This window comes from Streptomyces toyocaensis (assembly GCF_000725125.1).
GTDB lineage: Bacteria > Actinomycetota > Actinomycetes > Streptomycetales > Streptomycetaceae > Streptomyces > Streptomyces toyocaensis.
In genome coordinates, this window is sequence record NZ_JFCB01000002.1 from 18742 (window position 1) to 38194 (window position 19453).

The 19453-nt window shown below is 74.1% G+C and carries 22 protein-coding genes and 1 pseudogene; 13 read left to right on the forward strand and 10 right to left on the reverse strand.

The features are described 5' to 3' along the window. Positions 1–23 precede the first annotated feature (23 nt). Entirely contained in the window at positions 24–827 is an 804-nt protein-coding gene (locus BU52_RS03905) for an aminoglycoside adenylyltransferase domain-containing protein (RefSeq protein WP_037928833.1), read from the forward strand. 195 nt (positions 828–1022) lie between these two features. Here the strand turns inward: BU52_RS03905 and BU52_RS33210 are convergent. Continuing rightward, positions 1023–1127: pseudogene (locus tag BU52_RS33210) on the reverse strand (winged helix-turn-helix transcriptional regulator); the annotation flags it as partial. A gap of 171 nt (positions 1128–1298) precedes the next feature. Here BU52_RS33210 and BU52_RS03910 point away from each other — a divergent pair. Beyond that, positions 1299–1724: a CBS domain-containing protein gene (locus BU52_RS03910; RefSeq protein ID WP_037928123.1), complete on the forward strand. Its 426-nt coding sequence runs from the start codon at positions 1299–1301 to the stop codon at positions 1722–1724. Between the two features lie 11 nt (positions 1725–1735). On the opposite strand, the gene BU52_RS03915 is transcribed toward BU52_RS03910, so the two are convergent. Both BU52_RS03915 and BU52_RS03920 read right to left on the reverse strand, forming a co-directional pair. Next, positions 1736–2188 carry a YbhB/YbcL family Raf kinase inhibitor-like protein gene (locus BU52_RS03915; protein WP_037928836.1) on the reverse strand — a complete coding sequence of 151 codons (453 nt, stop codon included), beginning with the start codon at positions 2186–2188 and terminating at the stop codon, positions 1736–1738. A gap of 62 nt (positions 2189–2250) precedes the next feature. After that, complete coding sequence (locus BU52_RS03920) at positions 2251–2706, reverse strand: archease (protein ID WP_037928126.1); 456 nt, start codon at positions 2704–2706, stop codon at positions 2251–2253. 127 nt (positions 2707–2833) lie between these two features. Here BU52_RS03920 and BU52_RS03925 point away from each other — a divergent pair, with 127 nt between their 5' ends. Further along, positions 2834–3481 (forward strand): phosphoribosyltransferase, encoded by a 648-nt coding sequence (locus BU52_RS03925; protein ID WP_037928128.1) that lies wholly within the window; start codon positions 2834–2836, stop codon positions 3479–3481. 20 nt (positions 3482–3501) lie between these two features. On the opposite strand, the gene BU52_RS03930 is transcribed toward BU52_RS03925, so the two are convergent. Beyond that, complete coding sequence (locus BU52_RS03930; RefSeq protein WP_037928131.1) at positions 3502–4692, reverse strand: CaiB/BaiF CoA transferase family protein; 1191 nt, start codon at positions 4690–4692, stop codon at positions 3502–3504. 80 nt (positions 4693–4772) lie between these two features. Next, on the reverse strand, positions 4773–4988 hold the full coding sequence (locus BU52_RS03935) for a hypothetical protein (protein WP_037928135.1): 216 nt from the start codon (positions 4986–4988) through the stop codon (positions 4773–4775). A gap of 147 nt (positions 4989–5135) precedes the next feature. Between BU52_RS03935 and BU52_RS03940 the strand changes: the two genes are divergently transcribed. Further along, positions 5136–6041, forward strand: a complete 906-nt coding sequence (locus BU52_RS03940) for a LysR family transcriptional regulator (RefSeq protein ID WP_037928138.1) — start codon at positions 5136–5138, stop codon at positions 6039–6041. Between the two features lie 167 nt (positions 6042–6208). On the opposite strand, the gene BU52_RS03945 is transcribed toward BU52_RS03940, so the two are convergent. Beyond that, positions 6209–6796, reverse strand: coding sequence for a TetR/AcrR family transcriptional regulator (locus tag BU52_RS03945; RefSeq protein ID WP_037928141.1), 588 nt, complete (start codon positions 6794–6796; stop codon positions 6209–6211). Between the two features lie 262 nt (positions 6797–7058). Here BU52_RS03945 and BU52_RS03950 point away from each other — a divergent pair, with 262 nt between their 5' ends. Genes BU52_RS03950 through BU52_RS03965 form a run of 4 tightly spaced genes read left to right on the forward strand, consistent with a single transcriptional unit; the run spans position 7059 to position 11896 of the window. Further along, complete coding sequence (locus BU52_RS03950) at positions 7059–7613, forward strand: 2Fe-2S iron-sulfur cluster-binding protein (RefSeq protein ID WP_037928143.1); 555 nt, start codon at positions 7059–7061, stop codon at positions 7611–7613. Then, complete coding sequence (locus tag BU52_RS03955) at positions 7610–8602, forward strand: FAD binding domain-containing protein (protein WP_037928146.1); 993 nt, start codon at positions 7610–7612, stop codon at positions 8600–8602. The genes BU52_RS03950 and BU52_RS03955 overlap by 4 nt, the downstream gene beginning before the upstream one ends. Continuing rightward, a complete protein-coding gene (locus BU52_RS03960; RefSeq protein ID WP_037928149.1) occupies positions 8599–10731 on the forward strand; it encodes a xanthine dehydrogenase family protein molybdopterin-binding subunit in 2133 nt (710 codons plus the stop codon). Before BU52_RS03955 ends, BU52_RS03960 begins: the two co-directional genes overlap by 4 nt. Beyond that, positions 10724–11896 carry an XdhC family protein gene (locus tag BU52_RS03965; RefSeq protein WP_037928152.1) on the forward strand — a complete coding sequence of 391 codons (1173 nt, stop codon included), beginning with the start codon at positions 10724–10726 and terminating at the stop codon, positions 11894–11896. Before BU52_RS03960 ends, BU52_RS03965 begins: the two co-directional genes overlap by 8 nt. Positions 11897–11972: 76 nt before the next feature. On the opposite strand, the gene BU52_RS03970 is transcribed toward BU52_RS03965, so the two are convergent. Beyond that, positions 11973–12536 (reverse strand): NAD(P)H-dependent oxidoreductase, encoded by a 564-nt coding sequence (locus tag BU52_RS03970; RefSeq protein ID WP_037928156.1) that lies wholly within the window; start codon positions 12534–12536, stop codon positions 11973–11975. A 119-nt stretch (positions 12537–12655) separates the two neighbouring features. On the opposite strand from BU52_RS03970, the gene BU52_RS03975 reads away from it, so the two are divergent. Further along, the gene (locus BU52_RS03975) at positions 12656–13318 is read left to right on the forward strand and encodes a TetR/AcrR family transcriptional regulator (RefSeq protein WP_037928159.1); all 663 of its coding nucleotides are present in this window, start codon (positions 12656–12658) and stop codon (positions 13316–13318) included. Between the two features lie 61 nt (positions 13319–13379). Beyond that, on the forward strand, positions 13380–14417 hold the full coding sequence (locus tag BU52_RS03980; protein WP_107061075.1) for a LacI family DNA-binding transcriptional regulator: 1038 nt from the start codon (positions 13380–13382) through the stop codon (positions 14415–14417). Between the two features lie 32 nt (positions 14418–14449). Here the strand turns inward: BU52_RS03980 and trxA are convergent, their stop codons facing one another. Next, positions 14450–14845, reverse strand: coding sequence for a thioredoxin (gene trxA, locus BU52_RS03985; protein WP_037928165.1), 396 nt, complete (start codon positions 14843–14845; stop codon positions 14450–14452). A gap of 118 nt (positions 14846–14963) precedes the next feature. On the opposite strand from trxA, the gene BU52_RS03990 reads away from it, so the two are divergent. Further along, positions 14964–16409: a dihydrolipoyl dehydrogenase family protein gene (locus BU52_RS03990; RefSeq protein ID WP_037928839.1), complete on the forward strand. Its 1446-nt coding sequence runs from the start codon at positions 14964–14966 to the stop codon at positions 16407–16409. A 67-nt stretch (positions 16410–16476) separates the two neighbouring features. Here the strand turns inward: BU52_RS03990 and BU52_RS03995 are convergent, their stop codons facing one another. Then, entirely contained in the window at positions 16477–17121 is a 645-nt protein-coding gene (locus BU52_RS03995) for a peptide deformylase (protein ID WP_037928168.1), read from the reverse strand. Positions 17122–17215: 94 nt separating this feature from the next. Then, positions 17216–17563: a tetratricopeptide repeat protein gene (locus BU52_RS04000; RefSeq protein WP_037928170.1), complete on the reverse strand. Its 348-nt coding sequence runs from the start codon at positions 17561–17563 to the stop codon at positions 17216–17218. A 166-nt stretch (positions 17564–17729) separates the two neighbouring features. Between BU52_RS04000 and BU52_RS04005 the strand changes: the two genes are divergently transcribed. Both BU52_RS04005 and BU52_RS04010 read left to right on the forward strand, forming a co-directional pair. Then, positions 17730–18419 (forward strand): helix-turn-helix transcriptional regulator, encoded by a 690-nt coding sequence (locus tag BU52_RS04005; protein ID WP_037928173.1) that lies wholly within the window; start codon positions 17730–17732, stop codon positions 18417–18419. Then, entirely contained in the window at positions 18416–19390 is a 975-nt protein-coding gene (locus BU52_RS04010; protein ID WP_037928176.1) for a pyridoxal-phosphate dependent enzyme, read from the forward strand. The genes BU52_RS04005 and BU52_RS04010 overlap by 4 nt, the downstream gene beginning before the upstream one ends. The last annotated feature ends 63 nt before the right edge of the window (positions 19391–19453 follow it).

Genomic DNA, 19453 nt, shown 5'->3' on the forward strand with positions numbered 1-19453 from the left:
GCCGAGGCACGGCACCGGCCCTCATGAGCCGTACGCCCGTACCGCCCGTGCTCCGTGCCTACCTGGACGAACTGGTCCACCGCACCCGTGCCGTCTGCGGCCCCCACCTGGTGAGCGTCCTGGCCGTCGGGTCCCTGGCCCTCGGCGACTACCGCCACGGGCGCAGTGACGTCGACGTGACCGTCGTGGTGGACGGCGCGCTCCCGCGGGAGACCCCGCCCCGACTGGCCCGGGCGCTGGCCCACCCCGCCCTCGACTGTCCCGCCGCCGGCCTGGAGCTGGTGGTGTACCCGGCCGGTTTCGCCGCCCGCCCGTCCGGTGCGGCCGGGTACCTCATGGACCTCAACACCGGCCCGCTGCTGCCCGAGCGGGTCAGTCACGACGCCGGGGAGGCGCCCGCGTTCTGGTACGTCCTCGACCGCTCCGTCGCCCACCAGACCGGCCTGTCGCTGTTCGGCAGGCCGGTACGCGACGTGATCGCCGCCCCGCGGCGCGCCGACGTGCTCACCGCGCTCCGCGCCTCCGTACGGGAACACGCCGAGGGCGGGGGGCACACGGCCGACAACCGGGTCCTCAACGGCTGCCGCTCCGTCGTGTACTGCCGGACGGGGCGCTGGTTCGCCAAGCGTGGGGCGGCCGGGTTCGTCGCCGCCTCCGAGGCGGGCTTCCGGCCGCTGCTCACGGAAGCGCTGCGCAGCTTCGAGCGCCCCCGCCAGGACGCGCTCCCGCTGCCCGCCGGGGCGGTGGGGGAGTTCCTGGCCTGGGTCGCCGGCCGCGTGGACGAGGCCGTCGAGGCCGAGGACGGCCCCGGCACCCCGCGCCGGTGATCCGCTCGGCAGCCGTCCGTCCCGCTGTCCAGGCTCTTCCGCGCGGCGTCGCGTGCCGGTCACCGGCTGGGTGAGGCATGGAGTCCCGCGCATGCCCCTGGAGGTACTGACACCTCGGCGGGGAAATGGGCGGACTTCGCCCGGTCACGGGTGAGAACGAGGCCGGGACGCGCGACGCGGCGACGGCTGCTCGTGTCAGCGGATGTCGTGGCCGGGACGGGTCCGGTCGTACGCGTGCCGCGCTTCGGCGATGACGGCACGATGCGCGAGGGACCAGTCGGCGAGTGCCTTGACCAAGTGGCCGGCCGACATCACCAGGACGACGACCGCCCGAACACGGTGAGCCCCCGCCGCCTCAGGCCGTCGGCCCCCGGGCCGTGCCGAACGTGCCGGCGCCCGTTTACGTCCCGCGCGGCGGGCTACGCGGCGCACACCACGGTCCAGGCCGTTTCACTCACCCGGGAGGTGCCCATGACCACGCGGATACGGGACGTGATGTCCGCGGACACCGCGTCCGTCGAGCCCATGACCACGGTGGCACGGGCGGCGCGCATGATGCGTGAGCGGGACATCGGCGACGTCCTGGTCGCGTACGACTGCGACCTGTTCGGTGTGCTCACCGACCGCGACATCGTGCTCAGGGGCGTCGCCGAGGGCCGTGACCCCGAGGTCACCCCGGTCGGCGCGCTCTGCACCCGCCCGCCACTGGTGACCCTCGACCCCGAGGACACCACCGACCACGCCGTCGAGCTGATGCGGCGGTACGCCGTCCGCCGGCTCCCGGTGGTCGAGCGCGGCGGCTGTCCCGTGGGCGTGGTCAGCCTCGGCGACCTCGCCGCCACGGAGGACCCCCACTCCGCGCTGGCGGACATCAGTACGGCGGCCCCCACGCACTGAGCGCGAGCCGGTCAGCGCCGGTAGAGCCCCACCAGCGTGCCGCTCGCGAGCTGCTTCTCTTCGACGGCCTCGTGCACCTGCTCCGCGCGGGGCGCGTCGGGGAGCACGCACGGCTCGGCGAGGGCGTAGAGCCGGAAGAGGTAGTGGTGTGCGTCGTCGCCCGGGGGCGGGTGCGGGCCGCCCCAGCCGCGGTCGCCGTAGCCGTTGACGAGTTCGGTGCCCCGGGGCGGGCTCTGGCCCGCGCCGACCCCGCCGCTGTGGGGGTCGATGCCGACCACGATCCAGTGCACGAAGACGCCCGAGGGGGCGTCGGGGTCCTCGCAGAGCAGGACGAGTTCCGTCGCGTCGTCCGGTACGCCGCTCCAGGTGAGCGGAGGGGACACGTTGGGACCCTCGTAGGCGTGCCGCCGAGCGATGAACGTCTGGTCGTCGAAAGCGTCACTGCCGATGTCGATGCCGGTCATGAGGGCGGGGTACCCGCGACGCATTTCGGACATGCGGCTCTCTTCGTGCGAGGTGACGGAGGTCAGCCGTCCACCGTGACCGCGCACGACCAGCCGCACGGGCCGGGGCCGATGCGCAGGTCCTCCCAGGTCACGGACACCGGTGCCGCTCCGGTGAGGCGTACGTCCGACAGGCCGGCGACCGCCAGGCGCACATCCAGACCACCCTCGGCCTCGTCCGCCTCCACGTCGACCGGTACCTGCCCGTACTCCTCCAGCCGGTACAGGACCTCGTCCAGCAGTGCCGCCAGCAGGTCGTCGTCGCTGGCCTCGTCGAGGCGGATGCGGCCCACACCGGTCGGCCGCACCCCGGAGACGTCGGCGAAGCACTCCACCATCGCCGCCACGGCCTCCGCGAGACAGTGCTCCCGGCTCGCGGCCCACGCCTCGATGCGGACCTCGTCCTCCTGGGCCACCGCCCGGTGCCCGCTCTCGTCCGGCCGCCGTGCCTGCCCGTAGTCGCCCGTGTCACCGACCATGACCCTCGACTGCCCGACACTCGCCCACCCATGCCCCGCGCCGGTGCTTCGGGCGCCGCAGGGCGGGTACGCGGGTGCGGACCAGGTGCTTCAGGTGCCGTCTCCATGCGGGAGGGAGGCATCGGTCATGCGCTTCCGTGATCGCCGGGAGGCCGGGCGCGCGCTGGCCGCGCGACTGCGGCAGAGGCAGGACGAGGGGGCTCTGTCCGACCCGGTCGTGCTGGCACTGCCCCGCGGCGGGGTCGCCGTGGCCGCCGAGGTGGCGCACACACTTCACGCGCCGCTCGACGTCCTCGTCGTACGGAAGGTCGGCGCGCCCTTCCACGAGGAGTTCGGCGTCGGTGCGATGGCCGGCGACGGGGTTCCGGTGTTCGACGAGGACTCCCTGCGGCGGCTGGGCCTCACCGAGTCGGACCTCGCGCCCGTCGTCGAGCGCGAACGCACCGAACTGCGCCGCCGCGAACAGCTCTACCGGCGGGGCCGTCCCGCTCCCGAGGTGCGCGGACGCACCGTGATCGTCGTCGACGACGGACTGGCGACCGGCTCCACCGCCCGCGCCGCGCTGCGGGCCCTGCGTTCGCGGGGCCCCGGCCGTCTGGTGCTCGCCGTACCGGTCGGCGCGCCCCAGGCCGTGGCGCTGATGGGCGCGGAGGCCGACGAGGTGATGTGTCTGCACGAGCCGGCGGCGTTCATGGCCGTCGGCCAGTGGTACGAGGAGTTCGACCAGCTGACGGACGAGGACGTCCTGGACGCACTGCACCAGCGGCAGGCGTAGACGGCGGTGGCGGCCGCCGTTCAGACGACGGAGTCCGCGCGGAGGGCCTCGATCTCCTCCGGGCCGTGGCCCAGTTCCGTCAGGATCGCCTCGGTGTGCTCGCCCACGGCCGGTACCGGATCCATGCGCGCGGACAGGCCCGCGAGGTCGGCGGGCGGGAGCAGCGCCGACACCGTCGCGCCCGGCACCGCCACCTCGCGCCACCGGTCGCGCGCGGCGAGCACCGGGTGGTCGAGGAAGCCGGCCACGTCGTTGACGCCGGCGCAGGCGATGCCCATCGCCTCCAGGTCCTTCAGCAGCTCTTCGGAGCCGTCGCGGGCGAAACGTTCCGCGATGATCGCGTTCAGCTCCTCCCGGTGCGTCACGCGGTCGGAGCCGGTCGCGAACCGTGGATCGTCGGTCAGGTCCGGCCGGCCGAGGAACTCCGCGCACAGAACCGCCCACTCGCGCTCGTTCTGGATCGAGAACAGCACCTCGCGGCCGTCGGCCGCCCGGTAGGTCCCGTACGGCGCGATGGTGGCGTGCTGGGTACCCAGGCGAGGTGGCTGGCTGCCGCCGTAGCGGGTGTAGTAGGCGGGCTGGCCCATCCACTCGGCCAGCGCCTCGAACAGGGAGACCTCCACCGGGTGGGCCGTGCCGGTGGTCGCCCGGGTGTACAGGGCGGTGAGCACACCGCTGTACGCGTACATCCCGGCGGCGATGTCGGCGACGGAGATCCCGGTGCGGGCGCTCTCGTCGGCCGTCCCGGTCAGTGACACCAGTCCCGTCTGGCACTGCATCAGCAGGTCGTACGCCTTACGGTCCGCCCAGGGGCCGCTGGTGCCGTAGCCGGAGATCGTGCAGGGGATCAGCCGCGGGTAGCGGTGGGTGAGGGTATCGGTTCCGAGGCCGAGACGGTCGGCGGCGCCCGGGGCGAGGTTCTGGACGAACACGTCCGCGTCGTCGAGGAGCCGGTGGAGGATGTCCCTCCCGCGCGGGTCCTTCAGGTCCAGGGTCAGGGACTCCTTGGACCGGTTGATCCACACGAAGTAGCTGGAGTGGCCGTGCACCGTCGTGTCGTAGCGCCGGGCGAAGTCACCCTCGCCCGGCCGTTCGACCTTGATCACGCGTGCGCCGAGATCGGCCAGCTGCCGGGTGGCGTAGGGGGCGGCCACCGCCTGCTCCACGCTGACCACCGTCACCCCGGACAAGGGGAGTTTCCGCACGTCCACGCCTCCTGCCTGCTCCCGGAGCACCGGTCTCGATCAGTACAGCCGGGCCGGAGGGTCTGTCAACGGCCGCCCCGCGCACTTCACCGCCCGGCGCGGCTCCACGGCGCGTCGGCGGGGCGGCTGCGGGACACGATGCGGACGCCGCGCTCGTCGACGGCCCGGACCTGCAGCGAGCCGCAGCCGCAGCGGGTCCACACGGTGCTGCCGGTCGCGGTGGCGTGCCGGGAGACCACCCGGAACGGCTCGGCGTCGTCCGGCCAGCCGCAGTACGGGCAGCGCGTGCCGGTCGTGGACATGGTGAACCTCGATTCTCAATGGCCCCGGTGCGCGTCGATCGTCCTGACACAGCACGCGGTCGATCGTCCTGACACAGCAAGGGTGCGCCGTCACGTCCTTACACGTCCAGGTTGACTTTGTGGACTCCATCGTTAAGCGTTGACTTCATGATTGATCTGCGCAGGCTGCACGTCCTCAGGGCGGTCGCCCACTACGGCACGGTCACCGCGGCCGCCCGCGCCCTGCACTTCACCCCGTCCGCCGCCTCGCAGCAGATCCGTCAGCTCGCCCGCGACCTGGACGTCGTCCTGCTGGAGCCGCAGGGGCGCGGGGTACGGCTCACCCCGGCCGCCGAGAGCCTGCTGACGCACGCCGACGCCATCGAGGCGCGATGGGACCAGGCGGAACGGGATCTGCGGGCCGACCACGACGCCCCGGCCGGGCTGCTGCGCGTGACCGGGTTCCCTGTGGCGATCTCGGTGCTGCTGGCTCCGATGGCCGCGCGGCTGGGCGAGCGTCACCCCCGGCTGTCGGTGCGGATCGCGGAGGCGGGGGTGCCGCAGAGCTTCGACCTGCTCTTCGAAGGGGCCGCCGATCTGGCCGTGGTGGAGTCCACCCCGCACAACCCGCCGCTGAGCGACACGCGGTTCGACCAGCGTCCGTTGCTGGACGACCCGTTCGACCTGGTGGTCCCGGACGGGCACCCGCTGGCCGGGGCCGAGCGGGTCGGCCTCGCCGAGGCGGCGCGCGAGCAGTGGATCGCGCCGGTGCCGGAAAGCCCTTGCCGGCCGCACGTGATGGCCGCGTGCGGCGCGGCCGGTTTCTCGCCGGACGTCGTCCACCACGCCCTCGACTGGAACGTCACCGCCCATCTCGTCGCCCACGGTCTCGGCGTCGCCCTGATCCCGCGCCTGGCCCGTCTGGCGGCGGATCTGCCGATCACCCGCGTGCGCTGCGCGGGCGACCTGCACCGCAAGCTGCTGACCTGCACCCGCGGCGGCGGCCACGCCCGCCCCGCGGTGGAGGCGGCACTGCGCGAACTAAGGGAACTGGCACCGACGGCGGTCGCCTGACCGCCCGCGGGCCCTCCGGGCCGCCGACACGGTGCCCCGCGGCCGGCGTCCGCGCGCGGGCAGCCCGGGGGCGCGGGCCCGCCCGGCGCGCGCCGGGCGGGCCGTCGTCCGGGTGTCCGGGCGGGGCACCGGCGTGGGGGCGGTCACCGGGTCGGGGCCGGGCCGGGTCACGTGGCTCCACCGGAGGGTGCTCCTCTGCGCAGGCCGTCCATGATGAGGTCCAGGAGCCGGGCCGCGCGCGGCTGCCACGCGCCGGCCGGGTCGAGCTGCCAGAGGCCGCCCATGGCGAGCATGAGGTCGTCCGCGGTCACTCCTGGGCGGATGACACCGGCCTCCTCGCAGCGGCGCAGCAGGAGGTCGGCCGCCTCGGTGACCGGGCTGTGGGCGGGCTTCTCCGGGCTTCCCGGCCCGCTGGTCGCCTGCCGGATGGCGTCGGCCAGTCCGGCCTTGGCCATGGCGAACCGGGCCAGCCGGTCCATCCACTCGCGCAGCGCGCGGTCCGGCTCCCGGTATCGCAGCAACTGCGCCGCGCTGTCGGCGACCTGCTGCATCTCGTACCGGTAGATCTCCAGGACGAGTGCCTCACGGCTGGGGAAGTTCCGGTAGAAGGTGCCCTGACCGACGCACGCCTTCTTGGCGATCACGCTCAGCGGGGTGTCCGCCGAGCGCGTGAGCTCGGCCAGGGCCACCTGCAATATCCGCTCGCGATTGCGCTGGGCGTCCGCGCGCAGAGGTGCGTCCTTCTCGTGCCCCATCCGTCCTCCTCACGGGTCGTGGCCGAAACCCGTCCTTGCTGACCGGACAGCTGTCCACTACGTTTTCCGGGGTAACGGACAGCTGTCCGCTTCGGTCCATCGTATCGGCGGACACGGACGGCCCCGGCATGCCGCGAGCGAACGGCGTTCCCGGCCCTTCAGCTCTCCGGCATGGTCCCGGACCCCGCTCCTTCCGTACAGCACGCGCACCCCCCGTGTCATCGACTCGTCCGCCTTCCAGATCCCTGAAAGAAGGCTGCTCATGGCCCCCTCGACGTCCAGCACCGTCACCCTGAACATCAACGGCGAGAAGCACACGCTGTCCGTCGACCACCGCACCACCCTGCTCGACGCGCTGCGTGAACGGCTCGACCTGACCGGCACCAAGAAGGGTTGCGACCAGGGACAGTGCGGCGCCTGCACCGTCCTGGTCGACGGCCGCCGCACCGTGTCCTGTCTGCAACTGGCCGTCGCCTCCCAGGAACGCGAGATCACCACCGTGGAGGGCCTCGCCGAGGGGGAGAGGCTGCACCCGGTGCAGCGGGCCTTCCTCGACCTCGACGGCTTCCAGTGCGGCTACTGCACCCCCGGCCAGATCTGTTCCGCCGTCGCCGTCATCGAGGAGCACGCCGCGGGCTGGCCCAGTGCCGTCACCGAGGACGTGCGGCCCGAAGCCGGACCGCCACCCCTGACCCCCGAGGAGATCAGGGAACGCATGAGCGGCAACCTGTGCCGCTGCGGTGCCTACGGGCAGATCGTCCAGGCGGTCGCCCGCGCCGCCGCCGCCGGGACCCCGACCGAGGGGGCCGCCGCGTGAGGGAGTTCGACTACCGGCGCGCCGACGACGTCTCCGGCGCGGTGGCGCTGCTGGGCGCCGACCCCGACGCCCGCTACCTCGGCGGTGGCACCAACCTCGTCGACCTGATGAAGACCGGCGTGGAGCGTCCTGCCCGGATCGTCGACGTCCGCGCCCTCCCGCTGGACCGGATCGAGCCGGCCGGCGACGGCGGGCTGCGCATCGGCGCCACCGTCACCAACAGCGACCTCGCCGCACACCCCGGGGTACGGGACCGCTACCCGGCCCTCACCCAGGCCGTGCTCGCCGGCGCCTCCGGGCAGCTGCGCAACATGGCCACCGTCGGCGGCAACCTGCTCCAGCGCACCCGCTGCGGCTACTTCACCGACGTGACCAAGCCCTGCAACAAGCGTGCACCGGGCAGTGGTTGTCCCGCCGTCGAGGGCGAGCACCGCAACCACGCGGTCCTCGGCGCCTCCGAGCACTGCGTCGCCGTCCACCCCTCCGACATGGGCGTGGCGCTCACCGCCTTCGACGCGGTCGTCTCCTACGAAACCGCTGACGGGCCGGGGGAGTTGCCGCTGGCCGACTTCTACCTGCCCGTCGGGGACACTCCGCACCGGGAGACCGCCCTGCCGCCCGGCGCGCTCATCACCGGTGTCACCCTGCCGCCCGCGCCGGTCGCCGCCCGCTCGCGCTACCGCAAGGTTCGCGAACGGGCCTCGTACGCCTTCGCGATCGGCTCGGTCGCCGGCGCCCTCGACGTCTCGGGCGGGGTCGTGCGCGACGTCCGCCTCGCCCTCGGCGCGGTCGCCTCCCGCCCCTGGCGGGCCCGTGCCGCCGAACGCGTCCTGACCGGAGCCCCGGCCACCGCGGAGTACTTCGCCGCGGCGGCCGACGCCGAACTCGCGGCCGCCAGGCCGCTGCCCGACAACGGACACAAGGTGACACTCATGCGCAACCTCGTCGTGTCCGTGCTGTCCGAACTCGCCGAGGAGGCCGCCCGATGACCACCGCCACGACCGGCGCCGCGACGCCGACGGGCGTCGTCGGCACCGCGCACACCCGCGTCGAGGGCCGCGACAAGGTCACCGGCGCCGCCCGCTACGCCGGCGAGATCCCCTTCGCCGGCCTCGCCCACGGCTGGCTCGTCCTGTCCACGGTCGCCCGCGGCCGCATCCTCTCCGTCGGGACCGGACCCGTCCTCTCCATGCCGGGCGTGCTGGCCGTCCTGCACCACGGGAACGCCCCGCGGCTCACCACCGACTACGTCGGCATGCTGGGCGTACCGCCGGACCCGACGGCCGCGGTCTTCCAGGACGACCGTGTCCCGCACGCCGGATGGCCCGTCGCGCTCGTCGTCGCCGAGACGCCCGAGCAGGCCCGGGAGGCCGCCGAGGCGCTGGTCGTCACCTACGAGCGGGAGCCGCACGACATCGTCTTCTCCGACGCCCGCCCGGACACCTATCCGGCGGACGGACACCTGCCGGCCCTGACGGAGAAGGGCGATATGGAGGCCGAACTCGCCGCCTCCGCCCACGTGGTGGACGAGGAGTACACCACGCCCGAGGAGCACCACGCCATGATGGAGCCGCACGCGGCGACCGCCCGGTGGGACGGCGGCCGGCTGGACGTCGTCGACTCCAACCAGGGCACCACCTGGGTCGCCGACGAGCTGGTGCGGATGTTCTCGCTGGACGCGTCCGCCGTACGGGTGCGCTCCGAGCACGTGGGCGGCGGCTTCGGCAGCAAGCGGCTGCGCGCCCACCAGGTGTCCGCGGTGATGGCCGCCACCCTTCTGCGGCGTCCGGTGCGCGTCGTGCTGACCCGCCGTCAGATGTTCTCGCTCAGCGGCTACCGCAGCCCCACCACCCAGCGGATCAGGCTCGGCGCCGACCCCGACGGCCGGCTGCGCGCCCTGGAGCACCGCTCGCTCAACCAGACGTCGACGGTCTGGGAGTTCGTCGAGCCGAGCACCGGTGTGGCGCGGGTCCTGTACGACGCCGACGCCCACCGCACGGAGAACCGGGTCGTCCGGCTCGACGTCCCGTCGCCGACCTGGATGCGCGCGCCGGGCGAGGCGCCGGGGTCGTTCGCGATGGAGGCCGCGCTCGACGAACTGGCCGAGAAGTGCGGCCTCGACCCGATCGAGCTGCGGCTGCGCAACGAGCCGGAGCGGGGCCCGGTCTCCGGGCTGGAGTTCGCCGGCCGCAACCTCGCCGCCTGCTTCCGCGAGGGCGCCCGCCGCTTCGGCTGGGCGGATCGCGACCCGCGCCCGGGTGTGCGCCGCGAGGGGCGGTGGCTGCTCGGCACAGGCACGGCGGCGGCCTCCTTCCCCGTGGGCGCCCTGCCGTCCACCGCGGCGGTGACGGCGGAGCCGGACGGCACCTTCACCGTGCGGATCGCAGCGGCCGACATCGGCACCGGGGCCCGCACCGCGCTCACCCTGGTCGCCGCCGACGCGCTGCGGGTGCCGATCGTGCGGGTGCGCGTACGCATAGGTGACAGCGACTTCGGCCCCGCCGGCATCGCGGGCGGCTCCATGGGCACCCGCTCGTGGGCCTGGGCGGTCACGGCCGCGGCCGGGGAACTGCGGGAGCGGCTCGCCGCGGGCGGCACCGTGCCGCCGGAGGGCATCACGGTGCGCTCCGACACCACCGCCGCCCTCGGAGCCCTCGCCCGGAAGGAACGGCACTCCTACGGGGCGCAGTTCGCCGAGGCCGCCGTGGACGTCACCACCGGCGAGGTGCGGGTGCGCCGCATGCTCGGCGTCTTCGCCGCGGGCCGGATCGTCAACCCGCTCACCGCGCGCAATCAGCTCGTCGGCGGCATGACCTGGGGCATCTCCATGGCCCTGCACGAGGAGGCGGTGCGTGACGGTGCCTCGGGCGGCCTGTACGGCGGCGACCTGGCCGGCTACCACGTGGCGAGCCACGCCGACGTGCCGGCGATCGAGGCGGACTGGGTGGACGACCAGGACCCCGACGACCCGGTCGGGATCAAGGGCATCGGCGAGGTGGGCATCGTCGGCGCGGCGGCTGCCGTCGCCAACGCGGTCTGGCACGCGACGGGCGTACGCCACCGGTGCCTGCCCATCCGTCCGGACCGGGTGCTGCGGGCGGGAGGACCGCGTGTTTGACATCGCCGGCGAGTTGCACCGCTGGCTGGACGAGGGCCGGGAGTTCGCCGTGGCGACGGTGGTGTCCGTGAACGGCAGCGCACCGCGCGGGCCCGGCGCCGCCCTCGCCGTCGACAGCGGGGGCACGGCGATCGGCTCGGTCTCCGGCGGCTGCGTGGAGGGCGCGGTCTACGACCTGTGCGCCCGGGCGGTCGAGGACGGCCAGGCCCGTGTCGAACGGTTCGGATACAGCGACGAGGACGCCTTCGCGGTGGGTCTGACCTGCGGCGGGGTCATCGACGTCCTGGTCGCCCCGGTCCTTGTGAGGACCCCCGCCCGGCGGGTGCTGCGGGCCGCGCTGTCGGCCGTGGTCCGGGGTGAGCCGGGCGCCCTGGTCCGCGTCGTCGAGGGCCCGGCGGAACTGCTCGGCGGAGCTCTCCTCGTCCGCCCGGACGGTTCGTACGAGGGCGGCCTCGGCGGGCCCGCGGAGCTGGACCGGACGGCGGCCGGCGAGGCCGGGGCCCTGCTGGAGGCGGGCCGCACCGGCACGGTCGGGGTCGCGGTGAGCGGAGCGGTACGGGGGTCCCCGGGGCCGGGGTCCGGGGGAGGGGCGCACTGCCCCGGCGGCCCGACCCTGTTCGTGGAGTCCTCGGTGCCGCCGCCCCGCATGATCGTCTTCGGTGCGATCGACTTCGCGGCGGCGCTGGTGCGGGCGGGCAAGTTCCTCGGGTACCACGTCACGGTCTGCGACGCCCGGCCGGTCTTCGCCACCCGGGCCCGGTTCCCGGACGCCGACGAGGTCGTCGTCGACTGGCCGCACCGCTATCTGCGCGGCACCGGGACCGACGCACGCACGGTGCTGTGCGTCCTCACGCACGACGCGAAGTTCGACATCCCGCTGCTCGAGGCCGCCCTCGCCCTGCCGGTGGCGTACGTCGGCGCGATGGGTTCCCGCCGCACCCACGGCGTGCGCGAGCGCCGGCTGCGCGAGGCGGGGGTGGGGGAGCGGGAGCTGTCCCGCCTCCGCTCGCCGATCGGCCTCGACCTCGGCGCCCGCACCCCCGAGGAGACGGCCCTGTCCATCGCGGCGGAGATCGTCGCCGCCCGCCGCGGCGGCACGGGCGTTCCGCTGACGGGATCGGCGACGCCGATCCACCACGACGGCCACTCCGCGGCTGCCGCCTGAGTGCCGCGCACGGGGCCGGGCCCGCCCCGTGCGCGGCAAGGGGCCGGAGCACCCGCTCCGGCCCCTTCACGGTGGATCAGGCGGCCGCCGGCTCCCCCGCGACGCCGTGCAGGCGGGCGATGACCTCGGTCAGCTGCTCGACGACCTCGCTGTCGTCGGCCGGGTGGGTCTCGGCGAAGCGGACCACGGAGCCGGGGATGGACAGCTTGACGTCCTCCAGCACCTTGCCGCCGGCGATGCCCACGGCCTTGCGCGCCTCGTCCTGCGCCCAGACCCCGCCGTACTGGCCGAAGGCGGTGCCGACGACGACGACCGGCTTGCCGTTGAGCGCGCCGGCGCCGTACGGGCGCGACAGCCAGTCGATGGCGTTCTTCAGGACGGCCGGGATCGTGCCGTTGTACTCGGGGGTGAAGAGCAGCAGCGCGTCGGCGCCGGCGGCGGCCTCGCGCAGCTTGGCGGCGGCGGCCGGGACATCACCCTCGACGTCGATGTCCTCGTTGTAGAACGGGATCTCCGCGAGCCCTTCGAAGAGCGCGACCTCGGAGCCCGCGGGGGCGAGCTTGACCGCGGCCTCCGCGAGCTGACGGTTGTGCGAACCGGCGCGGAGGCTGCCGACGAGGGCGATGATGCGAACAGACATGAGGAAACTCCTGGGGGCTGAGAAAGCGCGTCAAGGATCCGGACCGGGGTCCGCTTCCTAGGTGTAGCAGTCTAACCGGACCACGGTCCATTTTCTTCCTCATGCTTTACGCTGGCTTCATGTCCGCCGCGCCGCCGTCCGCCCCGACGCCACAGGAGCCCGTCGAGCCGCTGGAACTGCTCCAGCTCGGCACCGACGCCGACGAGCCCTGCCTGCGCGCCGACGCCGCCCGCAATCGCGCCAGGCTGCTGGAGGCAGCCGCACGGCTGGTCGCCGAGCGCGGGGCCGACGGCATCACCATGGAGGAGGTGGCGGCGGCGGCCCGGGTGGGCAAGGGGACGGTCTTCCGCCGCTTCGGCGACCGCACGGGCCTGCTCACGGCGCTCCTGGACCACTCCGAGAAGAAGTTCCAGGCGGCGTTCCTCTCCGGACCCCCACCGCTCGGACCCGGCGCGCCCCCCGTCGAGCGGCTGCAGGCCTTCGGCCTGGCGGCGCTCCGCAGGACCGCCGACGAACTGGAGCTGCAACTGGCCGCCGAGCCGGGCGCGGGGCGCCGCTTCACCAACGCGCCCCGACGCGTGCGGCGTCACCACGTCGGCCTGCTGCTGCGCGAGGCGGTCCCCGACGCGGACTGCGACCTCCTCGCCCACACGCTGATGGGCCAGCTGGACCCGGCTCTGATCCACCATCTGATCAGGCAGTGCGGCATGCCTCCGCAGCGGCTGGAGGCCGCGTGGGTGGACCTCGTCGACCGGGTGACGGGCTCCGCGAACTCTTGCTGACGGCCACTCAACTCCCCCGGGCGAAAGCCCGGTTACGGCTTCTGCAAGGATGCGGTACGTCATGGTGCAGATACCGAACCCGCCCGCGCCCGCGTCCCCCGCACCGACGCGCTCCGTGCCCACGAGCGCCGATGTGGCCCGCCTGGCCGGCGTCTCGCGCGCGACCGTCTCCTACGTCCTGAACAACGCCGGCGCCGTCCGGATCAGCGAGCCCACCCGGCGCCGGGTCCGGGAGGCCGCGCGGGAACTCGGGTACGTGCCGCACGCAGCCGCCCGCAGCCTGCGCGCCGGGCACAGCCGCATGGTCCTGATGCCCGCGCCCGCCTTCCCCGTCGGCCCCCTCTACAGCCAGTTCATCAGCGACCTGCAGAGCGCCCTCGGCCGGCTCGACTACACGGTCGTGCAGTACGGCACCGTCGGCCTGCACGACGACGAGGCCGCCCGCGCCTGGGCGGAACTGCGCCCCGTGGCGGTCCTGGTCCCCGGCTCCGGACTCGGCCCGCGCGGTGTCGAGGTGCTCAAGAGATCCGGGGCGCGGGCCGTCGTCACCCTCGGCCCCGAGTCCGTCGAGGGCGCGCACGCCCTGCTGCTGGACCACGACGTCGTCGGCCACAGCGCCGGCGCCCACCTCTTCGACCGCGGCCGCCGCAGGATCGGCGTGGTCGTCCCGCGGGAGCCCGGCCTGGAGGCGTTCTCCGCGCCCCGCCTGGCCGGCGTCCGCGCCGCCCTGCGAGGCACCGGCGCCACGGTCACCGAGCTGCCGCTCGCCCACGACGAGGGCGCCGCCGCCCGGCTCGCCGCCCGCTGGCGCGATCTGGGCCTCGACGCCGTCTTCACCTACAACGACGAGTACGCGATGCTGCTGATGCGGGCACTGGAGGACGAGGGTGTCCGTATCCCCGAGGAGGTCGCCGTCGTCGGCGCGGACAACCTGATGCTGGGCCGGCTGCTGCGGCCCCGGCTGAGCACCGTCCATCTCGAACTGCCCTCCGGCCGCGAACTGGCCGGACTGGTGGACCGGGCGGTCCGCGACCCGGCCGCCGCGCCGGAGGCTCGCAAGGTGCTGGGGGCGACGGTGGTGCGACGCGAGTCCAGCTGACACCCGCGGTAGGCGTCGGACGGGTACGGGTGTCACTCGCCGGCGGACGGCGCCCCGCCCTGTTGCGCCTGCTGCTCGGCGATCTGCTTGCGGACGTCGTCCATGTCCAGCTTGCGGGCCTGACCGATGACGTCCGTCAGCGCGGCCTCGGGCAGCGCACCCGGCTGGGCGAACACGGCCACCTGGTCGCGCACGATCATCAGCGTGGGGATCGACTGGATACCGAAGGCCGCGGCCAGCTCCGGCTGTGCCTCCGTGTCCACCTTGCCGAACACCAGGTCCGGGTTCTCCTCCGCCGCCTTCTCGTACACCGGTGCGAACTGACGGCAGGGACCGCACCAGGCCGCCCAGAAGTCGATCAGCACGAACCCGTTGTCCGTGACCGTCTGGTCGAAGTTCTCCTTGGTGAGCTCCACGGTGCTGCTCATGGCGTGTTCCCTCTTCCTGGTGTCGGGCCGAGCCCTCGGCACAACACGGCCGACCGGTCACATATTCCGCGCCCCTACCCATGTGGCCACCCGGCACACCACCCACCAGACTGACGTCATGACGGAAACGCGATCGACGCAACCGGAATCAACCGCCTACGACGTCGTGGTGCTGGGAGCCGGGCCCGTGGGCGAGAACGTCGCCGACCGCACCCGCGCCGCCGGGCTCGCCACCGCGGTGGTGGAGAGCGAGCTGGTCGGCGGCGAGTGCTCGTACTGGGCGTGCATGCCCAGCAAGGCCCTGCTGCGTCCGGTCATCGCCCGGGCCGACGCCCGCCGCCTGCCCGGACTGAGCGGGGCGGTCCAGGGGCCCCTGGACGCGGACGCCGTGCTCGCCCGCCGGAACCGGTTCACCTCCGACTGGAAGGACGGCGGCCAGGTGCAGTGGCTGGAGGGCACCGGAGCCGACCTGTACCGCGGACACGGACGGATCACCGGCCCGCGCACCGTCGCCGTCACCGGAGCCGACGGCGGCCGGCGCGTCCTCACCGCCCGGCACGCCGTCGCCGTCTGCACCGGCAGCCGCGCCCGACTCCCCGACCTGCCGGGACTCGCCGAGGTCAAGCCCTGGACCAGCAGGGAGGCCACCGCCGCGCAGTCCGTGCCCGGCCGGCTGGTCGTGGTCGGCGGCGGCGTCGTCGCCGCCGAGATGGCCAGCGCCTGGCAGGCGCTCGGCGCGCGGGTCACCGTCCTGGTACGCGGCGGGAGCCTGCTGAACCGCATGGAGCCGTTCGCCGGTGAGATGGTCGCCGAGGCCCTCACCGAGGCCGGCGCGGACCTCCGCACCGGCACCTCGGCGAAGTCGGTGAGCAGGGAGAACGGCGTCGTGCGGGTCGTCACCGACCACGGTGACCGGATCGAGGCCGACGAGATCCTCTTCGCCACCGGCCGCGCCCCGCGCACCGACGACATCGGCCTGGAGACGATCGGCCTGGAGCCCGGCTCGTGGCTCTCCGTCGACGACACCCTCCGCGTCACGGACCACGACTGGCTGTACGGAGTCGGTGACGTCAACCACCGGGCGCTCCTCACCCACCAGGGCAAGTACCAGGCCAGGGTCGCGGGTGCCGCGATCGTCGCCCGTGCCGCGGGCACGTCCGTGCGGGCGGAGGAGTGGGGCGCGCACGCCGCCACCGCAGATCACGCCGCCGTCCCCCAGGTCGTCTTCACCGACCCCGAGGCGGCCGCCGTCGGCCTCTCGCTGGCCGAGGCGGAACAGGCGGGGTACCGCGTCCGCGCCGTCGACGTCGACCTGTCCTCGGTCTCCGGAGCCGGCCTGTACGGCGACGGCTACAAGGGCCGCGCCCGCATGGTCGTCGACCTCGAGGACGAGATTCTGCGCGGCCTCACCCTCGTCGGACCCGGCGTCGGCGAACTCATCCACTCGGCGACCATCGCGGTGACCGCCCAGGTACCCATCGGGCGGCTGTGGCACGCGGTCCCGTCGTACCCGACGATCAGCGAGGTGTGGCTGCGCCTGCTGGAGGCGTACCGGGACGTGTGAAGTGCCCGGTCCCGCGCCCGGCCGCGCCGGGCCTCACACCCACGGCACCCCGGCGCGGTGACCGCACCTAGGGCAGGCCGAAACCCAGTGCCCGTGCCGCCCGCTCCGGGGTCGGCTGCGACCAGTGCTCCAGCGCGGCCCGGTGGGAGGAGAGCGAGCGAGGTTCGGCGCGGTCGAGGTACAGCGTGCCGTCGAGGTGGTCCGTCTCGTGCTGCACGATCCGGGCCGGCCAGCCGGTGAACACCTCGTCCAGCGCCCGCCCGTGCTCGTCCTGCCCGGTCAGCCGCACCTCGGCGGCCCGCGCCACCACCGCCTGGTATCCCGGCACGCTCAGACACCCCTCGAAGAACGCGGCCCGCACGGTGCCGGCCGGCTCGTACACCGGGTTGACCAGCACCCGGAAGGGCTGTGGCACCCGTCCGCGCGCGAGCCGCACCTCCTCCGGTACGGGCGCCGGGTCCTCGATCACCGCGATCCGCAGCCCCACCCCCACCTGCGGCGCGGCCAGCCCGACACCCGGCGCCGCGTGCATGGTGACCCTCATGGCCTCGACGAACCGGGCCAGCAGGGCCGGCCCCAGCTGACCGTCGTACGGTTCGGCATCCGCCCGCAGCACCGGGTCACCGGCCGTGACGACGGCCAACGGCCCTCCGTCGGTGAGCAGTTGCTCGACCCGCTCGGCCAAGGGCACACGGGCCTCCGGAGTTTCCATCCCGTCAGGATCGCACGCCCCGCGAACATGCGGCACGGATCACGCACCGGCGGGGACGGCGGACGTACGGCGTCGGCTCGACGGCGCGGACGGCCTATGCGTCGTCGAATTCGCCGCCCAGCGCGGCGGCGATGCGCAGATGCGGCTGGGCCTCGTCGTCGCGCCCCTGCCGCTGGAGGGTGCGCCCGAGCATCAGCCGGGCGTAGTGCTCCACCGGGTCGCGTTCCACGATGACCCTCAACTCCGCCTCCGCCCTGCGCAGTTGGGCCGAGTGGTAGTAGGCGCGCGCCAGCAGCAGCCGCGGTCCGGTCTGCTCCGGGACCTCCTCGACCAGCGCGCCCAGGACACGCGCGGCGGCGGTGTAGTCCTTGGCGTCGAAGAACATCCCGGCGCGCTCCCAGCGCTCGGCCGGCGTTCCGTGGTCGTAGTACGTGATGTCCACCGGGGGCCTCCTTCGAGGCCGTCAACCGCACCGGGTGACGTGGTATTCCGTCGCCTCGCCGGGGTCGCGGCGGCCGGGGACGGAAGCGACCGGATCTGGACTGATAATCCAGATGCTGGACGTGTAGTCTGGAGGTGAATGGGCGGAGAGGGCGGGAGGGGCACTCATGGCAGCCGCACGGGCGCGGGACGCCGAACGGGACGCGATCCTCGCCGCGCTGGCGCCTGTCGCCGACGGGATCGCGGCGACGTTCGGGCCGGTCTGCGAGGTGGTGCTGCACGACTACCGGCGTCCGGAGGGATCGGTGGTCGCCGTGGCCGGGTCCCTCACCGGGCGGGCGGTGGGCGGGGCGATGAGCGAGATAGGCATGCGGGTGCTGGCCCGCGGCGACGAGGCGGCCGACGAGCTCAACTACCTCACCCGGACCGACCGGGGCACCCTCGTGAAGTCCTCCACCATGGTGCTCCGGGACTCCACGGGGGCGGTGTTCGGCGCGCTGTGCGTCAACGTCGACGTCACCGCAGTCGGCCAGGTGCACACCCTTCTCGGCGCGCTCGCCGGACTCGGCGCAGGCCCGCCCGAACCGCCGACGACCACCTTCGGCAACGACATCGACTCGGTGGTCGAGGCGATCGTCGACGCCCACCAGGTGCGGCAGCACCGTGGCTGGGCGCAACTCGACCGCGAGGAGCGCCTGCGGCTCTTCCGTGACCTCGACGCCCGCGGTGTCTTCGCCGTGCGGCGCGCGGTCGAGCAGGTCGCCGGCCGGCTCGGCATCTCCCGCGCCACCGCCTACAGCTACCTCTCCCGGTCCCGGACGGCGACCGGCCCGGCCCCCGACGGAGGCACCGCGTGACGACCACCCCGCCGATCACCCTCGACGACGTCCGCTCCGCGGCCGAGCGCCTCGAAGGCGTCGCGCACCGCACGCCCGTCCTGCGGTCGCGCACGCTGGACGCGCTCGCCGGCGCGGAGGTCCACCTCAAGTGCGAGAACTTCCAGCGCGTCGGCGCCTTCAAGTTCCGCGGCGCCTACAACGCGGCCTCCCGGCTCGGCCCCGGACAACTGTCGCGGGGTATCGCCGCCTACTCCTCCGGCAACCACGCCCAGGCCGTCGCCCTGGCCGCCCGGGAGCTCGGCACCACCGCCGTCGTCGTCATGCCCGAGGACGCCCCGCCGTCGAAGCGGGCGGCCACCGAGGGGTACGGCGCCGAGATCGTCACCTACGACCGGTACACAGGCGACCGGGTCGCCGTCGCCGAGGCCCTCGCCGCCGAGCGCGGGCTGACCGTCGTCCCGCCCTACGAGCATCCGCACGTCATCGCCGGGCAGGGCACGGCGGCCCTGGAACTCGTGGAGGAGGTGGGGGAGCTGGGCGTGCTGCTCGCACCGGTCGGCGGCGGAGGGCTGATCGCCGGGAGCGCCACCGCCGTCAAGGCCCTGCACCCGGCCACCCGGGTGATCGGCGTGGAGCCGGAGGCCGGGGACGACACCAAGCGGTCGCTGGAGGCGGGCCGGCGCGTCAGCATCCCTGTGCCGCGCACCATCGCCGACGGCCAGGCCCTGCACACCCCGGGCGAACTGACCTTCTCCGTCAACCGGCGGCTCCTCGACGGGATCGTGCTGGTCGGCGACGACGAGATCAGGGAGGCCATGCGGTTCGCGCTCGAACGGCTGAAGATCGTACTCGAGCCGAGCGGGGCCACCCCGCTCGCCGCGTTGCTCACGGGCCGGGTGGGCCCGCTGCCGGGCCGGGTCGGCCTGATCCTGTCCGGCGGCAACGTCGACGCGGCACGGTTCGCCCGGCTCTGCGGTCCCGGCGACTGAGGCACCGCGTGCGACCGTCACCCGAATGGCGGCCACGGGGTGACGGGCGGACGATGAAGTGGT